The sequence below is a fragment of the Aliinostoc maniaoense genome, assembly GCF_058172895.1.
In genome coordinates, this window is record NZ_CP187952.1 from 723,342 (window position 1) to 741,186 (window position 17,845).

The 17,845-nt window shown below is 41.3% G+C and carries 19 protein-coding genes; 14 read left to right on the top strand and 5 right to left on the bottom strand.

Going from position 1 to position 17,845, the window contains the following annotated elements; translation table 11 throughout:
• Positions 1 to 52 precede the first annotated feature (52 nt).
• From truA to ACPZ3T_RS03240, 6 genes are all read left to right on the top strand, one after another.
• Positions 53 to 877, top strand: a complete 825-nt coding sequence (gene truA / locus ACPZ3T_RS03215) for a tRNA pseudouridine(38-40) synthase TruA (protein ID WP_490273542.1) — start codon at positions 53 to 55, stop codon at positions 875 to 877.
• Between the two features lie 165 nt (positions 878 to 1,042).
• Positions 1,043 to 1,498, top strand: a complete 456-nt coding sequence (gene rplM, locus ACPZ3T_RS03220) for a 50S ribosomal protein L13 (RefSeq protein ID WP_490277105.1) — start codon at positions 1,043 to 1,045, stop codon at positions 1,496 to 1,498.
• Positions 1,498 to 1,914, top strand: coding sequence for a 30S ribosomal protein S9 (gene rpsI, locus ACPZ3T_RS03225; protein ID WP_490273543.1), 417 nt, complete (start codon positions 1,498 to 1,500; stop codon positions 1,912 to 1,914). The genes rplM and rpsI overlap by 1 nt, the downstream gene beginning before the upstream one ends.
• A gap of 156 nt (positions 1,915 to 2,070) precedes the next feature.
• Entirely contained in the window at positions 2,071 to 2,304 is a 234-nt protein-coding gene (rpmE, locus tag ACPZ3T_RS03230; RefSeq protein WP_103140463.1) for a 50S ribosomal protein L31, read from the top strand.
• Between the two features lie 99 nt (positions 2,305 to 2,403).
• Positions 2,404 to 3,501: a peptide chain release factor 1 gene (gene prfA, locus ACPZ3T_RS03235; RefSeq protein ID WP_490273544.1), complete on the top strand. Its 1,098-nt coding sequence runs from the start codon at positions 2,404 to 2,406 to the stop codon at positions 3,499 to 3,501.
• 144 nt (positions 3,502 to 3,645) lie between these two features.
• Complete coding sequence (locus ACPZ3T_RS03240) at positions 3,646 to 4,215, top strand: Uma2 family endonuclease (RefSeq protein ID WP_490277106.1); 570 nt, start codon at positions 3,646 to 3,648, stop codon at positions 4,213 to 4,215.
• A 76-nt stretch (positions 4,216 to 4,291) separates the two neighbouring features.
• Here ACPZ3T_RS03240 and ACPZ3T_RS03245 read toward each other — a convergent pair whose 3' ends face one another.
• Positions 4,292 to 4,726 (bottom strand): hypothetical protein, encoded by a 435-nt coding sequence (locus tag ACPZ3T_RS03245; protein ID WP_490273545.1) that lies wholly within the window; start codon positions 4,724 to 4,726, stop codon positions 4,292 to 4,294.
• 219 nt (positions 4,727 to 4,945) lie between these two features.
• Between ACPZ3T_RS03245 and ACPZ3T_RS03250 the strand changes: the two genes are divergently transcribed.
• From ACPZ3T_RS03250 to ACPZ3T_RS03285, 8 genes are all read left to right on the top strand, one after another.
• On the top strand, positions 4,946 to 5,308 hold the full coding sequence (locus ACPZ3T_RS03250; RefSeq protein ID WP_103140459.1) for a helix-turn-helix domain-containing protein: 363 nt from the start codon (positions 4,946 to 4,948) through the stop codon (positions 5,306 to 5,308).
• Between the two features lie 193 nt (positions 5,309 to 5,501).
• Positions 5,502 to 6,002 carry a hypothetical protein gene (locus tag ACPZ3T_RS03255; RefSeq protein ID WP_490273546.1) on the top strand — a complete coding sequence of 167 codons (501 nt, stop codon included), beginning with the start codon at positions 5,502 to 5,504 and terminating at the stop codon, positions 6,000 to 6,002.
• 25 nt (positions 6,003 to 6,027) lie between these two features.
• Entirely contained in the window at positions 6,028 to 6,888 is an 861-nt protein-coding gene (locus tag ACPZ3T_RS03260) for an Rpn family recombination-promoting nuclease/putative transposase (protein WP_490273547.1), read from the top strand.
• A gap of 3 nt (positions 6,889 to 6,891) precedes the next feature.
• A complete protein-coding gene (locus tag ACPZ3T_RS03265) occupies positions 6,892 to 7,161 on the top strand; it encodes a hypothetical protein (protein WP_490273548.1) in 270 nt (89 codons plus the stop codon).
• Between the two features lie 218 nt (positions 7,162 to 7,379).
• A complete protein-coding gene (locus tag ACPZ3T_RS03270) occupies positions 7,380 to 9,074 on the top strand; it encodes an ABC-F family ATP-binding cassette domain-containing protein (RefSeq protein ID WP_490273549.1) in 1,695 nt (564 codons plus the stop codon).
• 215 nt (positions 9,075 to 9,289) lie between these two features.
• Positions 9,290 to 10,888 (top strand): 2,3-bisphosphoglycerate-independent phosphoglycerate mutase, encoded by a 1,599-nt coding sequence (gene gpmI / locus ACPZ3T_RS03275; protein ID WP_490273550.1) that lies wholly within the window; start codon positions 9,290 to 9,292, stop codon positions 10,886 to 10,888.
• A 145-nt stretch (positions 10,889 to 11,033) separates the two neighbouring features.
• Positions 11,034 to 11,264, top strand: coding sequence for a preprotein translocase subunit SecG (gene secG / locus ACPZ3T_RS03280; RefSeq protein WP_490273551.1), 231 nt, complete (start codon positions 11,034 to 11,036; stop codon positions 11,262 to 11,264).
• Between the two features lie 200 nt (positions 11,265 to 11,464).
• The gene (locus tag ACPZ3T_RS03285; protein ID WP_490273552.1) at positions 11,465 to 12,160 is read left to right on the top strand and encodes a peptidase; all 696 of its coding nucleotides are present in this window, start codon (positions 11,465 to 11,467) and stop codon (positions 12,158 to 12,160) included.
• Here the strand turns inward: ACPZ3T_RS03285 and ACPZ3T_RS03290 are convergent, their stop codons facing one another.
• The 4 genes from ACPZ3T_RS03290 to recO all read right to left on the bottom strand — a co-directional run bounded on the left by ACPZ3T_RS03290 (position 12,161) and on the right by recO (position 17,838).
• Positions 12,161 to 13,222, bottom strand: a complete 1,062-nt coding sequence (locus ACPZ3T_RS03290; protein WP_490273553.1) for a DUF6585 family protein — start codon at positions 13,220 to 13,222, stop codon at positions 12,161 to 12,163.
• A 551-nt stretch (positions 13,223 to 13,773) separates the two neighbouring features.
• Positions 13,774 to 14,922: a glycosyltransferase family 4 protein gene (locus tag ACPZ3T_RS03295; RefSeq protein WP_490273554.1), complete on the bottom strand. Its 1,149-nt coding sequence runs from the start codon at positions 14,920 to 14,922 to the stop codon at positions 13,774 to 13,776.
• Between the two features lie 341 nt (positions 14,923 to 15,263).
• On the bottom strand, positions 15,264 to 16,886 hold the full coding sequence (locus ACPZ3T_RS03300; protein WP_490277107.1) for an MFS transporter: 1,623 nt from the start codon (positions 16,884 to 16,886) through the stop codon (positions 15,264 to 15,266).
• Positions 16,873 to 17,838, bottom strand: a complete 966-nt coding sequence (gene recO / locus ACPZ3T_RS03305) for a DNA repair protein RecO (protein ID WP_490273555.1) — start codon at positions 17,836 to 17,838, stop codon at positions 16,873 to 16,875. Before recO ends, ACPZ3T_RS03300 begins: the two co-directional genes overlap by 14 nt.
• Positions 17,839 to 17,845: the final 7 nt, after the last annotated feature.

The following is a 17,845-nucleotide window of genomic DNA, read 5'->3' on the forward strand; positions in this document are numbered from 1 at the left end:
AAGTAAAAAGTAAAAATTTTTTACCTTTTGGCTTTTTATTTACCAAAATCCTATGTTAGCGAGCCACCAGCCAGCACCAACTCAGCGAGTCGCCTTAGTAATTCAATACTTAGGCACTCATTTTCATGGTTGGCAACGGCAAAAGCAGCACCGTACAGTGCAAGAAGAAATTGAAAAGGCGATCGCTAATATATTAGGACATCATGTGACACTCCACGGTGCAGGACGCACCGATAGCGGAGTCCACGCAGCAGCGCAAGTAGCCCATTTTGATGCGGCAAGTTTGATCCCGGCACATAGGTGGGCAGCAATTTTAAATAGTTATTTGCCCGACGATATATTAATCAGGGCTTCAGCTGGTGTTAGTGACCGTTGGCACGCTCGTTTTAGTGCCGCGTATCGGCGGTATCGCTACACCATCTATACTGAAGGTTGTCCCAACTTGTTTGTTAAATCCTTCAGTTGGCATTATTATCATCCGCCCCTAGATGAATCACTCATGCAAGCTGCCTTAAAACCACTTTTGGGAAAGCATGACTTAGCAGCTTTTCATCGAGCCGGGTCAAAGCGATCGCATTCCTGGGTAGAAGTGCAAGCAGCAGAGTGTCATCGCCAAGGGTCGTTTATCCATATTGAAATTCAAGCAGATGGATTTTTATATGGCATGGTGCGGTTGTTAGTAGGGATGCTAGCACAGGTAGGTTCTGGACAAAGAACCCTCGCTAGTTTCACCGACATCTGGAAAGAGCAACGCCGCCAAGAAGTCAAATATGCCGCACCCCCGCAAGGCTTATGTTTATTGCGCGTCGGCTACCCTGACTTTCCCTTTTCCCCTGATGTTTGGTATGACACCATGCCAAAGTTAGTGATTAGTTAAGAGTATTTAATTTAGGGACTAGGAACTGGGAGTAGAGAAAACAAGTTAGATTTTACCCCAATGACGGCAGTTGCTACAACGGAGGAAACCTCCGCAACGCACTGCCTACCCAATGCCCGATAATTATTGACTCAAACAAAAATGACAAAGGATCAATACACAATGATGACTAAAACCTACCTTCCTCCTCAAGACTCTCTTGAGCGTGAGTGGTACGTAGTAGATGCCACAGATAAACGTCTCGGTCGCCTCGCCACTGAAATCGCAATGATTTTGAGAGGTAAAAACAAGGCTTGCTATACTCCTCACCTAGATACAGGCGACTTTGTAATTGTCGTCAATGCTGAAAAAGTAGCAGTTACAGGTAAAAAACGCAGTCAAAAACTTTACCGTCGTCATTCTGGCCGCCCTGGTGGGATGAAAACTGAAACCTTCGCTAAACTGCAACAGCGTTTACCAGAAAGAATTGTAGAACACGCTGTTAAAGGTATGTTACCTAAAAATAGCTTGGGTAAGCAGTTGTTTACTAAACTAAAAGTCTACGCTGGGCCTACACATCCCCACGCAGCCCAAAAACCCAAAGAACTCAACATCAATACAATTCCCGGAGCAGAAAGTTAATGGTAGTAGCAGAAGCAAATAGCGGCCGCGCCGTGTATTGGGGGACTGGTCGCCGGAAATCCGCAGTAGCACGGGTACGGTTAGTTCCCGGTACTGGTCAATTGATTGTCAATGGTAAACCCGGAGACGTGTACTTCCAATTCAATGCTAATTATTTGGGAGTCATCAAAGCTCCTTTAGAAACCTTAGGACTAGAAAACGAATACGACATTTTAGTTAAAACAGAAGGCGGCGGCTTAACTGGACAAGCTGACTCTGTACGCTTGGGAGTAGCCCGTGCTTTATGCCAACTAGACCCCGAAAACCGTCCACCCCTCAAGGTTGAAGGTTACTTGACTCGTGACCCACGAGCAAAAGAACGCAAAAAATATGGTCTGCACAAAGCTCGTAAAGCTCCTCAATACTCCAAGCGGTAAAATTTGGGCATCGGGAATGGGGCATTGGGCATGGGAAATTGGGCATTGAAGATTATATTCTCCTCTGCACCCCTGCACCCTTCTCCTCTGCTTCTTCCTAGTACCTAACTACAACCAAAAAGTTATAATTTATATAGATTCACCACAAAAGGAACAATGGCTAAACCTGATATTCATCCCCAGTGGTATCCAGAAGCAAAAGTTTACTGTAACGGTCAAGTTGTGATGACTGTTGGTTCTACCAAGCCTGAATTACACGTAGATGTTTGGTCTGGAAACCACCCTTTTTACACTGGTACTCAGAAGATTATTGATACCGAAGGACGCGTTGAAAGATTCCTTCGCAAATACGGTATGTCTGGCAATCAAGGCGACAAAAAGAAAAAGTAGCCGGTTGGCTCTGCTGTTAACGACGACCCTGCGAATGCTGGGTCGATTGTCATTTAATGCCTGAGCCAACTTGTTATTTTTAAGGAGCGTTGCACTGATATGGCTGAAACATACTTACTGGAGAAACTGAGATCCGTTGAACAAACCTTCAATGAATTGACTCGTCGCCTAGCTGATCCTGATACTGCTCAAAATCCTGATGAGTATCAAAAAATTGCTAAGTCTCGTTCTTCCTTGGAAGAAGTCGTTAATACCTACGATACTTGGAAAACAGCACAAGAAGAATTAATCGGGGCGCGTCAGGTACTCAAAGAGGCAAACGGCGATCCTGAGTTGCAAGAAATGGCAGCTTTGGAAGTAAAAGAATTAGAAGAAAAAATAGAATATTTAGAAAACCGCTTGAAGGTGTTGCTGCTACCCCGTGATCCCAATGATGATAAAAACATCATGTTGGAAATTCGGGCTGGGACTGGTGGCGATGAAGCAAGTATCTGGGCGGGAGACTTACTGCGGATGTATTCTCGCTATGCTGATACTCAAGGTTGGCGAGTCAAGTTGGTGAGTGAGTCTCTGGGTGAAATGGGCGGCTTCAAAGAAGTAATCCTCGAAATTCAAGGCGAGAGCGTTTACAGTAAGCTGAAATTTGAAGCTGGTGTTCATCGAGTGCAGCGCGTACCGGCTACGGAAGCTGGGGGAAGGGTTCACACCTCCACGGCTACAGTCGCAATTATGCCAGAGGTTGATGATGTAGAAATTCACATTGACCCGAAAGATATTGAAATGTCCACAGCGCGTTCCGGTGGTGCAGGTGGACAAAACGTCAACAAGGTAGAAACTGCGGTTGACTTGATGCACAAACCAACAGGAATCCGCATTTTCTGTACAGAAGAACGCAGCCAGTTGCAAAACAAAGAACGGGCGATGCAAATTCTGCGGGCGAAACTGTATGAAATGAAGTTACGAGAACAACAAGAAGAAGTAACTTCGATGCGGCGATCGCAAGTTGGTACAGGATCACGCTCAGAAAAAATCCGCACTTATAACTATAAAGATAACCGTGCCACCGATCACCGTTTAGGTCAAAACTTCTCCCTTAACCCTGTTTTGGAAGGAGATATAGAATCACTCATTCAATCTTGTATTTCTCAAGACCAGCAGGAAAGATTAGCAGAGTTAGCGGCTTCTGGTACGAATTAAGGATTTTAGTAAATATTTATTATAAGTTGGGTGGGGCGATCGCTCTACCCAATTTTTTATTTGAAGAAATGCAAACTTTGGTGATCATAATTTCTCTATAGGACTTGTTCCATAATGAAGATACAAGAGACAGTAGAGGTAGTTATGACAGTGCAGTTATTAAGACGAAAATTTACAGTAGACCAATATCATAAAATGATTGAGTCGGGAATCCTGACACAAGATGATCGGGTGCAACTGATCCGAGGAGAAATTATTGAGATGTCACCTATTGGAACAAAACACGCCTCTTGTGTGAAACGTTTAAATAAAATTTTCGCTAATAAATTAGGTAATAGAGTTCTAATTGCTATTCAAGACCCTGTAGAACTTGATGATAGTTCCGAACCTCAGTCAGATGTAGCCTTAATCAAACCCCGTGATGATTTTTATGAAAATGCACATCCTCAACCACAGGACATTTTCTTATTAGTAGAAGTCGCTGACTCCACAATTCAGTTTGACAGAGAAGTCAAGATACCTTTATATGCAATTGCAAATATAATTGTAGTTTGGTTAATAGATATGAACGAACAAACTATTGAAGTTTATCAACAACCAACTATCACCGGATATCAGCAAATACACAAATTTACTCGCGGTGAAACCTTAGTAATTCCTGGCTTCCCTGATGTCACAATTACCGTTGATGAAATCTTTGGTATATCAATATAACTTATTAAATTCAGTTCGTAGTAAGGACTTTAGTCCTTCTTTGATAACTTTAGTTCTCACTACCAACCTTGAATTTCTAAACTGCTTGTGGTGCTGTTGTTGTTAAGACTTTCATACGGTTTTCTAATGCCGCTTGTAGTTCTTCTTCCATCTCTTGAGAATATCGGTAATAAACAAATTCATATTTCAAGAGATAATTTAACCTCTGCCATTCCTTAATAATTTGACAGTTAGAGATTAAACTTTCTACTTCCTTTTGCCAACGCAGAAAAATTCGGTAACTAAAAAAGCTGCTGCATATATTGCCTTTAATATCCCAAAAAGATATACAAACTTGATGTTTCAGACAATAGATTTTCTTAATTTGTTTGACGTTATAACCTTGAGCATTTAAAGCTGCTTGTGCCTCAGTGTGAGATATGCACCACTTTTGTGGTTTAATTTTATTAGCTGCAATTAAATTTTTATTCTTACGGCGATATTGATTAATTCTGCGTAACTTGCGAGACATGATGCACCTGTTCTGATTACACGCACTGGCATTGCAGCCTTGAAACATTAATTTGCGCTCAAGACCACTTACTTTAGAGTAATTTTACCTATTACTTTAGTTGCAATATTAAAACTTAGATTATATACATTACAGCTAAAACCAAACTCTGTCAATCAAAATGTCAACGGATAGTGTTACAACTAAATTTGTAAATACAGTTGACTAGCCAGAAAAGCCGTGAACGTTGAAAGCAGACAAAAACTGATTGAAATCATTAAATCGGCTCGTGGTTCGTTGAGTCAGCGAGCCTTTGGTAAATCGCTGGGAGTTTCTGCGACTGCCGTTCAGATGTGGGAGAAGGGTGTAAAAGTGCCAGATACAGAAAATCTGGCTCAAATCGCAGCGAAAGCAGGCTACACAATGGAGGAGTTACTCTGTTGTTTAGAGGGTAAACCAGTACAAGAAATTTCTGACTTAAATTTAATTTTACGACAAATCAAGCATATGCCTCTAAGTCAAGTTGCTCTGGTAGTACAAGCGGCGGCTGATAGACTGGCGGCTGTGGCACAGTCGTCAGATGAGGAAGCTAAGGCTAGTTAAATCAATTAATTATGTAGATTTTTCTTACCATTTGAAGAGATGAATTTAGAACATGGGAATAGGTCAGAATTTAGATCACCTATTTTTTCAAAAAGTTGAAATTTAAATTATGCACCATTTATCCCAAATTTCAACAATGACGAGTTAGTGTAAATGCTTCTAAAATGGTGAGCATCAAATTTAATTAGGTGCAATGATGTCTCTACGCAATGAACCTTTAGACTGGGAAGCAAATATTCAAGATAGTTATGTTCCTATTTATCATAAAGGTGATTTGGTTGGTTTTTTTAAGCAAGAATATGCAAATGAAGTCATACAATTTCTTAATGAAGATGAAGTTTTAAAAAAAGCTTTAAAAAGAGCTTGTGTTGATTTATTAAAAGTTGCTGGGAAAGATATTAATTTAGTTAATAATTTAATCAAAAAATATATACAAGTGAGTGAACGTCCTAAGCATGGAACTAGAGCGATCGCACTTTTATTAAAAGAACGACAAGCAGAACTAGATTTGAGTGATTTGGAGTTTACAAAGTTCTGTGATACCTTCAAAATTTCTCCCGCAGAATTAAACAGCATCTATGCAGGTGAAGCATTTGATGATAAATTACTATTACCACTCACACGCGTACTAGGAATCACAAAAGAGCGATTGTTAGAGGTGCGAGATGGTTCAGAAGAAGAAAACAATATATAAGTAACTCAATATATTGTAAACAATTGTGAAAACAGACAGCATTTTTTATCGTTTATTTCAAGAATTTCCAGATATCTTTTTTGAGTTGATTGGAAATTCACCAGATGTTGCTAGCATTTACCAATTTTCGTCCATCGAAATTAAGCAAACAGCCTTTAGAATTGATGGTGTGTTTGTTCCCAATAGAGAAAATGAGCAACCAATTTACTTTGTAGAGGTGCAATTTCAAGCTGATGACGGAATTTATTCACGTTTGATGGCAGAAATATGCTTATATCTACGTCAAAATCAACCTGTAAACGATTGGAGTGCTGTGGTTTTATACCCAAACAGAAGTATAGATATAGGAGATATTAAACATTACAGAGAATTTTTCATTAGTCAACGAATTAGACGGATTTACCTAGATGAGTTAAGTACAGATTCACCTTTACCCATTGGTATTGCAACTGTTAAATTAATTGTGGCATCTGAAGATACAGCCATTACCACAGCTAGAAATTTAGTAGAAAGAACAAAATTAGAAATAGACTCACCCAGAAAACAACAGCAATTATTACAATTAATAGAGACTATCTTGTTGTATAAGTTGCCCACAATCACTAAAGAGGAGCTAGAGGAAATGTTTAGCCTCAGTGAGTTAAGGAATACCCGATATTTTCAGGATGTTTTCCAAGAAGGTAAAGAAGAAGGTAGAGAAGAAGGTAGAGAAGAAGGTAAGGAAGAAGGTAGAGAAGAAGGTAGAGAAGAGGGTGTGCGTATAGGTAAATTAAAAGCTGTACCGCCAATGTTAGCAGCAGGCTTGACAATAGAACAAATAGCACAAGCTCTAGAATTAAGTGTTGAGGAAGTACAGCAGGCTGTACAGGCGACAGGTGATGGGTAATAGGTGACAGAAAAGAGAGAGGAAGGTGTTTATTTCGTAGCAACAATCACTAAGGAGGAGCTAGAGGAAATGTTTAGCCTCAGTGAGTTAAGGAATACCCGATATTTTCAGGATGTTTTCCAAGAAGGTAGAGAAGAGGGTGTGCGTATAGGTAAGTTAAAAGCTGTACCGCCAATGTTAGCAGTAGGCTTGACAATAGAACAGATAGCACAAGCTCTAGAATTAAGTGTTGAGGAAGTACAGCAGGCTGTACAGGCGACAAGTGAAGGGTAATAGGTGACAGAAAAGAGAGAGGAAGGTGTTTATTTCGTAGCAGTTTTAGAGCGAAAATGTAGCAAGTGGCTGTTTCAATTGCTCAAACAGGATTATTGTTTGTCTAAAAAGAGTTTCTGACAGCAATTCTTGGTTAATTTTTGTTAATATTGGACACAGTGCTGGTGCTTCGTCCACAACTGTCCATAATTCCTTAACTCCTAACCAAGAAAAACTCAATGCTGCGACTAGAACATATTAGTAAAATTTATCCTACAGGCGAAGTTCTCAAAGATATCAACTGGGAAGTCAAGTCTGGCGATCGCATTGGTTTAGTCGGTGTGAACGGTGCCGGAAAATCCACCCAACTGAAAATCATCATGGGGGAAATTGAACCGACGGCTGGTGAAATTATTCGTCCTGCTAGTCTGCACATAGCTTACCTGAATCAAGAGTTTGAAGTAGATCCAGGCCGCACGGTTAGAGAAGAATTTTGGACTGTATTTAAGGAAGCTAACGCAGTACAACTGGCTTTGACGCAGATACAGCATGAGATGCAAACGGCAACTCCTGAAGAACTAGACGCGCTAATTAATAAATTAGATCGCTTACAGCGTCAGTTTGAAGCTTTAGACGGCTACGGTTTAGAAGCACGCATCGGGAAAATTCTCCCAGAAATGGGATTTGAGCCAGAAGACGGCGATCGCCTCGTAAGTGCTTTTTCTGGTGGTTGGCAAATGCGGATGAGTTTGGGTAAAATCCTGCTGCAAAAACCCGATGTCTTACTACTGGACGAACCTACAAACCACCTCGATTTAGAAACCATTGAGTGGTTAGAAAATTACCTCAAAGGTTTAACTACCCCAATGGTGATAGTTTCCCATGACCGAGAGTTTCTTGATCGTCTCTGCACCCAAATTGTCGAAACTGAACGCGGTGTTTCCACAACTTATTTAGGAAATTATTCGGCCTATCTCGAACAAAAAGCTGAAAATCAATCAGCACAACTGAGTGCTTACGAACGTCAGCAAAAAGAAATCGAGAAGCAACAGGCGTTTGTGGATCGATTCCGTGCTAGTGCAACCCGTAGCACCCAAGCTAAAAGCCGCGAAAAGCAACTAGACAAAATCGAACGCATCGAAGCACCTACAGCTAGCGTCAGAACTTTGCATTTCCGCTTTCCCCCTGCGCCTCGGAGTGGGAGAGAAGTAGTCAGAATTAAAGACTTAACCCATATCTACGGCGACAAGATTTTATTTTTGGGTGCAAATCTGTTGATTGAAAGAGGCGATCGCATCGCCTTCCTGGGTCACAATGGTGCAGGCAAATCTACCTTATTGCGAATGATTATGGGTTTAGAACCACCCACCGAAGGTAAGGTTGAATTAGGGGAACATCATGTCATTCCTGGCTATTTCGAGCAGAACCAAGCAGAAGCTTTGGATTTAAACAAAACAGTCATGGAAACAATTCATGATGAAGTTCCCGATTGGAAAAATGAAGATGTCCGCACCTTATTAGGAAAGTTTTTATTTAGTGGAGACACAGTATTTAAGCAAGTTGGTGCATTAAGTGGGGGCGAAAAAGCGCGTTTAGCATTAGCAAAAATGCTGCTTTGTCCTGCAAACTTAATTATTCTGGATGAGCCAACAAATCACCTTGACATTCCCGCCAAGGAAATGTTAGAAGAATCACTGCAAAACTATGATGGCACAGCGATTATAGTTTCCCACGACCGCTATTTTATTTCCCAGGTTGCAAATAAAATTGTAGAAATTCGGGATGGGGAATTTAGGGTTTATCTCGGTGATTACCACTATTATCTCGGAAAAATTGCCGAAGAAAAAGAAGCGGCAAGATTAGAAGCGATCGCTGCGGAAAAAGCTGCTAAAAAAGCTGCCAAAGCCGCTAAAGCATCTGGGAAAAAGAAATAAAACACACAAATTAATAGTAGTTTTTCCATGCTGCTATTAAGCTTTTGGAACAGGTTGCATATCACAAAAGATATGCAACAATTACTCAGTTTTTAAGAAAAGCTAAAAAATATGGAATTATGTCATAAAAAAAGTTAATAAGCACAAATTCACTTGCAGTGGTGGGTAGCAGTGGTATCATTCGGTTATTACAAAAAGTAAAGGGCAATTTTACTATGACCAAAGCACCTGTTGCTCCTGTGGTGCTAGTCATTTTAGACGGATGGGGCTACTGCGAGGAGAAGCGAGGAAACGCTATTATCGCTGCCAAAACGCCAGTAATGGAAAGTTTATGGGCAGCTTACCCGCATACCCTCATCCACACATCAGGGAAAGCCGTAGGATTGCCAGAGGGTCAAATGGGTAACTCAGAAGTTGGCCATTTGAACATCGGCGCAGGTCGAGTCGTACCACAAGAATTGGTACGCATTTCTGATGCTGTGGAGGATGGTTCTATCCTCAGCAACTCAGCTCTTGTCAAAATTTGCCAGGAAGTTCGCTCTCGGAATGGCAAGCTGCATGTAGTTGGGCTGTGTTCTGAGGGGGGAGTACACTCACATATAACCCATCTGTTCGGACTACTTGACTTAGCCAAAGATCAGCGAATTTCAGAAGTTTGTATCCACGCTATCACTGATGGGCGTGACACTGCACCCACAGACGGAATCAAAGCCATCAGTGCGATAGAAGACTACATCAACCGTGTAGGCATTGGACGCATTGTAACTGTTAGTGGTCGCTACTATGCAATGGATCGAGATCGCCGTTGGGATCGAGTCCAGCAAGCCTACAACGTCATGACACAAGTTGGCGAAGGTGATGGGCGTAAAGCTGTGGATGTCTTGGAAGCGTCCTATGCGGAAGGCGTGACTGATGAATTTATCGTCCCAGTGCGGATTGCTCCTGGTGCAGTAGAGCCAGAAGACGGGGTGATATTCTTCAACTTCCGCCCTGACCGTGCCAGACAATTAACTCAAGCCTTCGTCAGCGAAGAATTTACAGGGTTTCCCAGAGAGCAAATCAAGCCTCTGTCGTTTGTGACATTTACCCAGTATGATGGCGATTTGGCTGTAAATGTAGCTTTTGAACCACAAAATCTCAGTAATATTCTGGGTGAAGTCATCGCCAATCATGGTTTAAAGCAATTTAGAACTGCTGAAACCGAAAAGTATGCCCACGTTACCTATTTCTTTAACGGGGGTTTAGAAGAACCATTTGCGGGAGAAGACCGGGAATTAGTCAGCAGTCCAATGGTAGCGACTTATGACAAAGCCCCGACCATGTCAGCCGCAGCCGTAACTGATGTAGCGATCGCCGCCATTGCCAAAGGCATCTACTCCTTGGTAGTGATCAATTATGCTAACCCAGATATGGTGGGTCATACTGGTCAAATGGATGCTACTGTCACAGCCATTGAGACAGTAGATAATTGTTTAGGCCGCCTGTTAGAAGGTGTGAGCAAAGCAGGTGGTACGACAATTATTACCGCCGACCACGGCAACGCTGAGTATATGCTAGATGAAGCAGGTAATTCCTGGACAGCTCACACAACTAACCCAGTTCCCCTAATTTTAGTGGAAGGTGAAAAAGCCAAAATCCCTGGCTATGGTACAAATGTTGAATTGCGGAGTGATGGAAAGTTAGCTGACATCGCCCCCACAATTCTAGACATTTTACAACTACCCCAACCACCAGAAATGACTGGGCGATCGCTGCTAAAACCAGCCGAATATGACCTACAACGCTCTCGCGCTCCTATGCCAGTAGGGCTATGAGATGGGAAAAGGGACAAGGAAAATAATTTACCAACAAAAGGTAAACTAAAAACTTACCCTGTGATCTAAGAGAAAACAGTTAACATTAATTTGTTGACTGTTTTCTCAATGTGTTTTGAAACTTCTGATTTAAGAGATTGCTACCATGACAGTTACTAGTATCGTACAAATTATTTGGGCTATTTCTGCCCTTGGACTCATCATTTTAGTATTACTTCATAGCCCCAAAGGTGATGGTATTGGTGCAATTGGCGGACAAGCGCAGTTATTTAGCAGCACCAAAAGCGCGGAAAATACTCTAAACCGTATTACGTGGGCGTTGACAGTGATTTTTCTTGGTTTAACCGTGGTTTTAAGTGCAGGTTGGCTAAAATAAGGACTTGCAACTAAAATAATCTTCCATTGCTGTGTTCGCAGGGGAGTAGGGGAGCAAGGAGCAGGGAGCAGAGAGCAATGCGGTCTTGGGCTTTGCCCAAGTGGAGCAATTGCGGAGGAGCAGGGAGAGAAACATTTGTCTGAAGTCTAGAAATTGGAAGAATTGATTTTTTGCAGTTTCCTAATACCCTGAACAAGTTCATGAACAAGCAGTTACTAGCAGCCCTAGTTTTAGCTATCAGCACAGGGCTGCTAGTTGTTTTCACAAATTTCTCTGCTTTCGCTGTATCGACAAAATTACCTCCAGCCAAAGCCCATCTTCTACCGCCAACACTCGCACAATGGCAAGATAACACCAATAGCGGTGACTACTTTTCTCAAATAGCCAAAACTGAAGTCGGTTATTTAGTGTGGTCAAAATTTCCTGTAAAAGTGCATATTAAACAACCAACAGGAATTAATAACCAACAAGCTCAAGCATGGGTTGATAGCGTTTTCCAGACTGTCCAAGAGTGGAATAATTATTTACCTTTACTAGTAGTAGAATCAGCAAAAATAGCCGATATTATCATTGAGCGCAAAACCCCACCTTTGGAATTTTCCCGTGTAGATAAAATTCCCCGTGCGCGTTCTGCTCTTACCCGCTATGAGTTATACACTAGCAATGATGTTTTATTACACCGCTTCAGGATTTTATTAAGTCCGAGTCAAACTGGTCGTTATCTTTTAGCTGCTTCCCGCCACGAACTCGGTCACGCTTTGGGAATTTGGGGTCATAGTCCGCAAGAAACAGATGCACTCTACTTTTCGCAAGTGCGTAATTCTCCACCAATTTCTGCTAGAGATGTGAATACTTTAAAGCGGGTTTATGAACAGCCTACTAGTTTGGGTTGGTGATTAGCTATCAATCTCTAAATGTATGTATAAATCCCCAGAATTGCCCCCGCGACTACCAGCATCACCTTCACCAATAATTGTGAGGCGATCGCCTGCTACACTATGAGGGGGAATAGCTACCTGAATTTTTTTCACGACTTGGTTTTGTCCCTGTCCTACACAGACAACACAGTCATAACCCCGATTATCTAAACCTGAGCCATTGCATTCATCGCAAGTTTCCCAACGGCTAAAACTAATGTCTTTTTCTGTGCAACCGGATGTAGCTTCAGCTTGGCTGATTTTGAGATGAATGTGAATGTCATTACCTTTAGTGGGAGTTATAGTTTGAGGCTGTGTGACAGCCATAATTTCATATATCAAATTCAGAAACACATAAATATTAGGAATTGCCGCCATATTGAGCAACAAATTACCACGCTCTTTTTCTAATAAAACTTGACCTTCGACAACTCTAATATTTTTAATTTGTTCCCAACTTAGTTGCTGTGTTTTAATAATGATGCCGTTTTGATTAACTATTAAATCTCCAAATTTAATATTTTCACCCTTGCGATAATTATCTATAACTATTGGTAATTCCTGCTGTAATATTTTATTTTGAATAAAATCACCAGCTTGTTTAATATCCTCAAAAATATTTGTGAGATGTAATGGCTTAATGTGATTTTTGATATGAATTGTGTATTTATAATGTGTTGGTGTAGGAATCCCATTTACATAGAAAGTGGTAATTTCTTGAAATATTTCCTTGATATCTTCATATTTAACTATTAAAGGAGCATGATTTATATATATAAATCCATTCTGGTAGATAAATAGTAGCTTGTTATTATTAGCAATAAAAAGACCAATAAATATAGCACTAAAAATTAAAAAGAAAATAGAGATTACAATAAATGTGGTAGATAAATCTATTCCTCGAAGTACAAATAACACCACAAAGCATAAGGGGATAGTTATCAATAAACCTAAAGTATAATTACGCCAGAGAAATTTAACTTTAAATTCTTGAACTAGGCTTCCTAAGTTATTATTCGCAGCTAATTCATTGATATTCATTAGTAATTGACTTCAGAGAGAAACTACTACTACAAGTACATAATTCCCGAAACTTCCGCCAAAGTAACAATCATCAATGACATAAAGACACTTGAGTTCGACCAATTTAAAAAACCCCTCTCCATAGAGCGAAGCTCTTCTCGTAGAGTACCTCTCCCTCTGCAAGGAGAAGCCACTGCGTTGGTGAGGCAGTGCAGTCTTGGGGGTTTCCCCCATGAGTAACTGTCGAAAGGGTTTCCCGACTTGTAGCAAGTGGCGTAGAGGCTTACAAACCTTAATTTTTCGTTGAGTTTTCCAGATATTTAAGCCCCTTTCCGCGTCGGAGAGGGGTTGGGGAGAGGTCATCGAAATCACGTTAAAGACGGCGGAAATCTCGTTTTTTGAATCTTGTAGAAATATCGTCTAAAACACCAATTCAGTATTCCGAGAAGAACTCCTCCCCTGCAAGGAAAGCGGAGTATTGCGCCCCATTCTCTTGTAGGGGATGGGGTTGGGAAGTTAGGTTTTTATTGCTGAATGGATGTTTTAGGTAGTTGCGAATTTTGAATTTATTAAGCACCCCAAATAAGTTTTACACGTCGCTGTGCTAAAACTTCACCATACAGTTCTTCTAATTGAGTAATATTTTTACTGAGGGTGTACAGGTCTAAAACACGGTTTCTTGCTTTTTGTCCCAGTAGGGTTGTTAGCTCAGGATGGTCTTGAAACAATGGTAACAGAGTGCGTAATTGCGATCGCACTGTTTTAGTATTCATTACTACCCCTGCACCTTTTTCTAATACTTCCCCGTCTGCACCAACATCTGTGGCTATACAAGCTAAACCACAAGCCATTGCCTCTAGTAAAGATAGGGATAAGCCCTCTACTAAAGAAGGTAAAATAAATACATCTGCGCCCCGTAAAATTTCGATGCGCCTTTCTTCGTCAGCAACAAATCCTAACCAAATAATATTGTAATCAACCCCATAAAATGGTTCCAAGGAACTTCTTAACGGGCCATCACCCACAATTAATAATTTACTACCCGCCCCCATGTTGGCTTGCTTCCAAGCTCTCAGCAATGATTCCACATTTTTTTCGGGAGCGAGTCTGCCTTGATAAACAAATAAACGTTCTGCTTTAAATTCTGTTTTAATTGTCGAATAACCAGGACAATATTTATCAACATCTACACCATTGGGAATAACAGCGATTTTTTGCTCGCGTACACCCATATTAGCTAACAATTCTCGTTGAATTTGTGAAAATACAATTACACTATCATAGTTATCTAAAAAAGGTGCGTAGAGTTGATAGGCTAAAAGTTGTGTTCCTGAAATTAGCTTTGCCCCTTTCCCTGCAAATGGCGTGTGAAACGTGGCCACAAGGGGTAAATTTAATTGCTCACAAATTTCTGGTAAAAAAAAGTCAAGGGGAGATAAAGTCAAAGAAGCGTGGACAATATCTGGTTTAATTTCTCTGAGTGACTCAGTTAAAACCTTTGTGGCTTTGAGAGTCGGTATAGTGTAAACCTGCGACTTATAAATAAAAGGCAGAGAAACTTCTTGAAAGTTCGGCCAGTTATCGCTTTCAGATTCTTCTTGAGCAAAGTGGAGAAAGCTAACTTGATGCCCTCTATCTAACAAAGAGTTAGTGATTTCCCTACCGTAAGTGACGTTGCCACAAAAGGGTGACTTTTTTCCAATCCAGGCTATACGCATTCTTTATCCGCTATCAGAAAAGCAGGGTTGATTATTGATTTTGAATTTTGTTGTTTTATGTGTTTACTTGCTGGTTGTTAATTTAGTATGTGTTGTCACGATAAATAACCATAATTTCTGACTTTATGTATAGTAAAGCAGATAGGTTATGGATTTATTTATTGTCTTTTTCACCTGTACTTAAAACTACCTTGAAAACAAAGTTTCCTGGTTAGTATCAAACTGATACCCAGCAAGGTGACATCAAATTTTTATGAGATTAGTTTAGCATGAAAGGTTTTGGTTTCTATGCAAGAGCGATCGCCTTTCATTTGTAAATAATTTTAGCTAAGTAGCTGATACTAATCGCGGGAGTTAAACCAAGTCAAAATACCGCCCGAAATCACGATTGCAGCTAATCCCATAAACACGGCTTTTAAACCGACAAAGGTTTCGGCAACTCCTGCTAATGCTAGAGGTAGAGATAAAGCAATATTCACGACATTATTTTGTAAGCCGAAGACTTTACCGCGCATTTCGGGCAAGGTTTCGGTTTGAATGGTCGTCTGCATGGGGATACCCACCAAAGCACCAAATACACCTAGTAGTGCGACTAACAGTAAAACTAACCATAGTTGGGTTGTAAATACAGACAAACCCATTAAAGATGCTGCCATTCCCATACAACCAAATAAGCTGAGTTGACTGTAGGAAAAACGTTGACCAAATTGACCAATCATCGTCGCCCCAGCAGCAATTCCCACACCACCAGCCGCTAATAAAAAGCCAAACTGGGAAGCTTTTAAGTGAGGGATAATTTCTGCCATCCGCACAGCTAAAACGGTGAGGGCAGCAAACACAGAAAATAAAATCGTCAATTGCAGTAAAGCATTACGGACATGATAATTCTCTTTGAGGTAGCGTAAACCGTCTTTCAAGTCTGAAAATACGTGAGGAAATTCGGTTTCCGGTGCGTGGGTTTTTTCGTGAGTTGCTAACGATAACAAAATAATACTAGCGATCGCATAACTACCACCCACCAAAAGTTCTTTCCCAAAGCCATTATTTCCACCCAGTTGCGCCCAAATGCTATCCGCCAAAGCTAATAGCGGTTCTCCCACTGCAAACCCAACAATGACTGATGCCATCATTGTTGTTGTATATAAGGAATTAGCGGAGAGTAAATCCTGTTCTTTCACCACTAAAGGAATCGCCGCCTGTTCTGCCGGGGCAAAAAACTGCGTTAATGTAGACACTAAAAAAGTCACAGCCAAGATAATCGCAAAACCGACAGGTATCACCCCAATAGGTTGCCAATCATGAGTCAACCACAACAGCAAGGGAATCACCAACACCAAAATTCCCCGCCAAGCATTGGTAGCGACTAACACCGCCTTTTTTGACCATCGGTCTACAAACACACCAGCCACCGAACCAAACAGCACAGCCGGAATCGTGAAAGACATCATTAACGCTGACACCCAACCACTGATGCTTTGATTACTGCCTTGAAACTCACTATTAATCAAAGCAATCATCAATACTAAGTAAACTTTATCTGCCAGTTGACAAAAAACCTGACCACCCCAGAGTGCGAGAAAATTAGGATTTTTGAATACAGCCGCAAAACCTTGATTATCTTGATTATCTACCCCACCATCACCGGATGAAGTTGATTCTGTTTTGAGAGTCGTGGCATCTGACTCGCTATCTCCATGACTTTGTTCGTCATGATGGTGAGTTTGATTTGGCTGACTCAGAGTCAACGGCTTTGGTAGATCAGTTTTAGGTTTTTCCGATGTCCAAGATTTCTCTTGGTGAGAAATATCTTCACCGGAAATTTCTGGGTTAGAGGTGTGAATAGGCCGGGAATGAGGAACAGCACTTAAATAATTTGGTGCAGTCGGAGCTGATGCCCTATTCTGTTTTCTAGTGTGAGTGGGTGACAACGGCAGAATTTTCGTATCAAAATCAGACGGTTGCATCATGATGGTTGGCAGCAAAATAAGAATCGATTAGAGTGGCAGAGCGAATAGGGCGACCTAAATGATATTGAGCATACTGGCGTAAAATTTGCTCTACAGATAGCCAGCTTTCATCTTTGGTAGTGCTACTTTGCATTATCTCTGGTTGTGAGAGCTGTTGGAGCATCTCTAGTTCCAAAGAATTTAATCTTACAGAAATAACGGGGATTTCTTGGCGATGGACAATGGTTTGGTAAGCTTTTGGGGATTGGGCATTGGGCATTGGGGATTGGGGATTGGGGATTGGGGACTGGGTAAAAGTTTTTCTCCCCTGCTCCCCTGCTCCCCTGCTCCCCTGCCCCCCTGCCCTGCGACTGGCTTCTTTCCGCAAATTTTCCCAGGCTTCTAAACAAACAATGCCACCGGATGAGATGCTAAACCCTACTTGCCAGTGAGGATTTGTCAAGTCAGGGTTAATATGGCGTTGGGTTATACAACAGGTTTGAACTTGGGGGGTGAGTCCTGCTAAGGCTAAGAGATGAAAAACGGCATGAGCTAGGCAGGCTAAAATACTAGACGGCTGATTTCTTGGTAAAGCTTCCAAACGCCGGAGATGTTCATTGAGTAATTCATATAGTTCTTCTTGGGGATGTTCGCTCAACGCCTGACAAAGAACTATTTCCGCTAGATACTGACTAGCAGCTAATTTTCCCAAATCTTGAGCCAAACCCGGATAAGTTTTGACTGTTTGAGCTTGTGTAATTTTATCGAGCGATCGCCCTTTAGCAATCAGTAGTTCGTTGACGACAAACATTCCGCTTCTACCGCCCAAACTAGAATTATGTTTACGCGCCCCGGGAGCTACTGCTCGAATCAAACCAAATTCTCGTGTCAAAATCGTCACAATCTTATCCGATTCTCCCAGCACCTGGGTTTTGAGATTAATACCCGTTGCTTTATAGGTCTTACTCATTACTTAG

Excerpts from the sequence above, each read along its gene's own strand:
- truA (WP_490273542.1), top strand. The coding sequence starts at position 53 with ATGTTAGCGAGCCACCAGCCAGCACCAACTCAGCGAGTCGCCTTAGTA.
- rplM (WP_490277105.1), top strand. The coding sequence starts at position 1,043 with ATGACTAAAACCTACCTTCCTCCTCAAGACTCTCTTGAGCGTGAGTGG.
- rpsI (WP_490273543.1), top strand. The coding sequence starts at position 1,498 with ATGGTAGTAGCAGAAGCAAATAGCGGCCGCGCCGTGTATTGGGGGACT.
- rpmE (WP_103140463.1), top strand. The coding sequence starts at position 2,071 with ATGGCTAAACCTGATATTCATCCCCAGTGGTATCCAGAAGCAAAAGTT.
- prfA (WP_490273544.1), top strand. The coding sequence starts at position 2,404 with ATGGCTGAAACATACTTACTGGAGAAACTGAGATCCGTTGAACAAACC.
- ACPZ3T_RS03240 (WP_490277106.1), top strand. The coding sequence starts at position 3,646 with ATGACAGTGCAGTTATTAAGACGAAAATTTACAGTAGACCAATATCAT.
- ACPZ3T_RS03245 (WP_490273545.1), bottom strand. The coding sequence starts at position 4,726 with ATGTCTCGCAAGTTACGCAGAATTAATCAATATCGCCGTAAGAATAAA.
- ACPZ3T_RS03255 (WP_490273546.1), top strand. The coding sequence starts at position 5,502 with ATGATGTCTCTACGCAATGAACCTTTAGACTGGGAAGCAAATATTCAA.
- ACPZ3T_RS03270 (WP_490273549.1), top strand. The coding sequence starts at position 7,380 with ATGCTGCGACTAGAACATATTAGTAAAATTTATCCTACAGGCGAAGTT.
- gpmI (WP_490273550.1), top strand. The coding sequence starts at position 9,290 with ATGACCAAAGCACCTGTTGCTCCTGTGGTGCTAGTCATTTTAGACGGA.
- secG (WP_490273551.1), top strand. The coding sequence starts at position 11,034 with ATGACAGTTACTAGTATCGTACAAATTATTTGGGCTATTTCTGCCCTT.
- ACPZ3T_RS03285 (WP_490273552.1), top strand. The coding sequence starts at position 11,465 with ATGAACAAGCAGTTACTAGCAGCCCTAGTTTTAGCTATCAGCACAGGG.
- ACPZ3T_RS03290 (WP_490273553.1), bottom strand. The coding sequence starts at position 13,222 with ATGAATATCAATGAATTAGCTGCGAATAATAACTTAGGAAGCCTAGTT.
- ACPZ3T_RS03295 (WP_490273554.1), bottom strand. The coding sequence starts at position 14,922 with ATGCGTATAGCCTGGATTGGAAAAAAGTCACCCTTTTGTGGCAACGTC.
- ACPZ3T_RS03300 (WP_490277107.1), bottom strand. The coding sequence starts at position 16,886 with ATGCAACCGTCTGATTTTGATACGAAAATTCTGCCGTTGTCACCCACT.
- recO (WP_490273555.1), bottom strand. The coding sequence starts at position 17,838 with ATGAGTAAGACCTATAAAGCAACGGGTATTAATCTCAAAACCCAGGTG.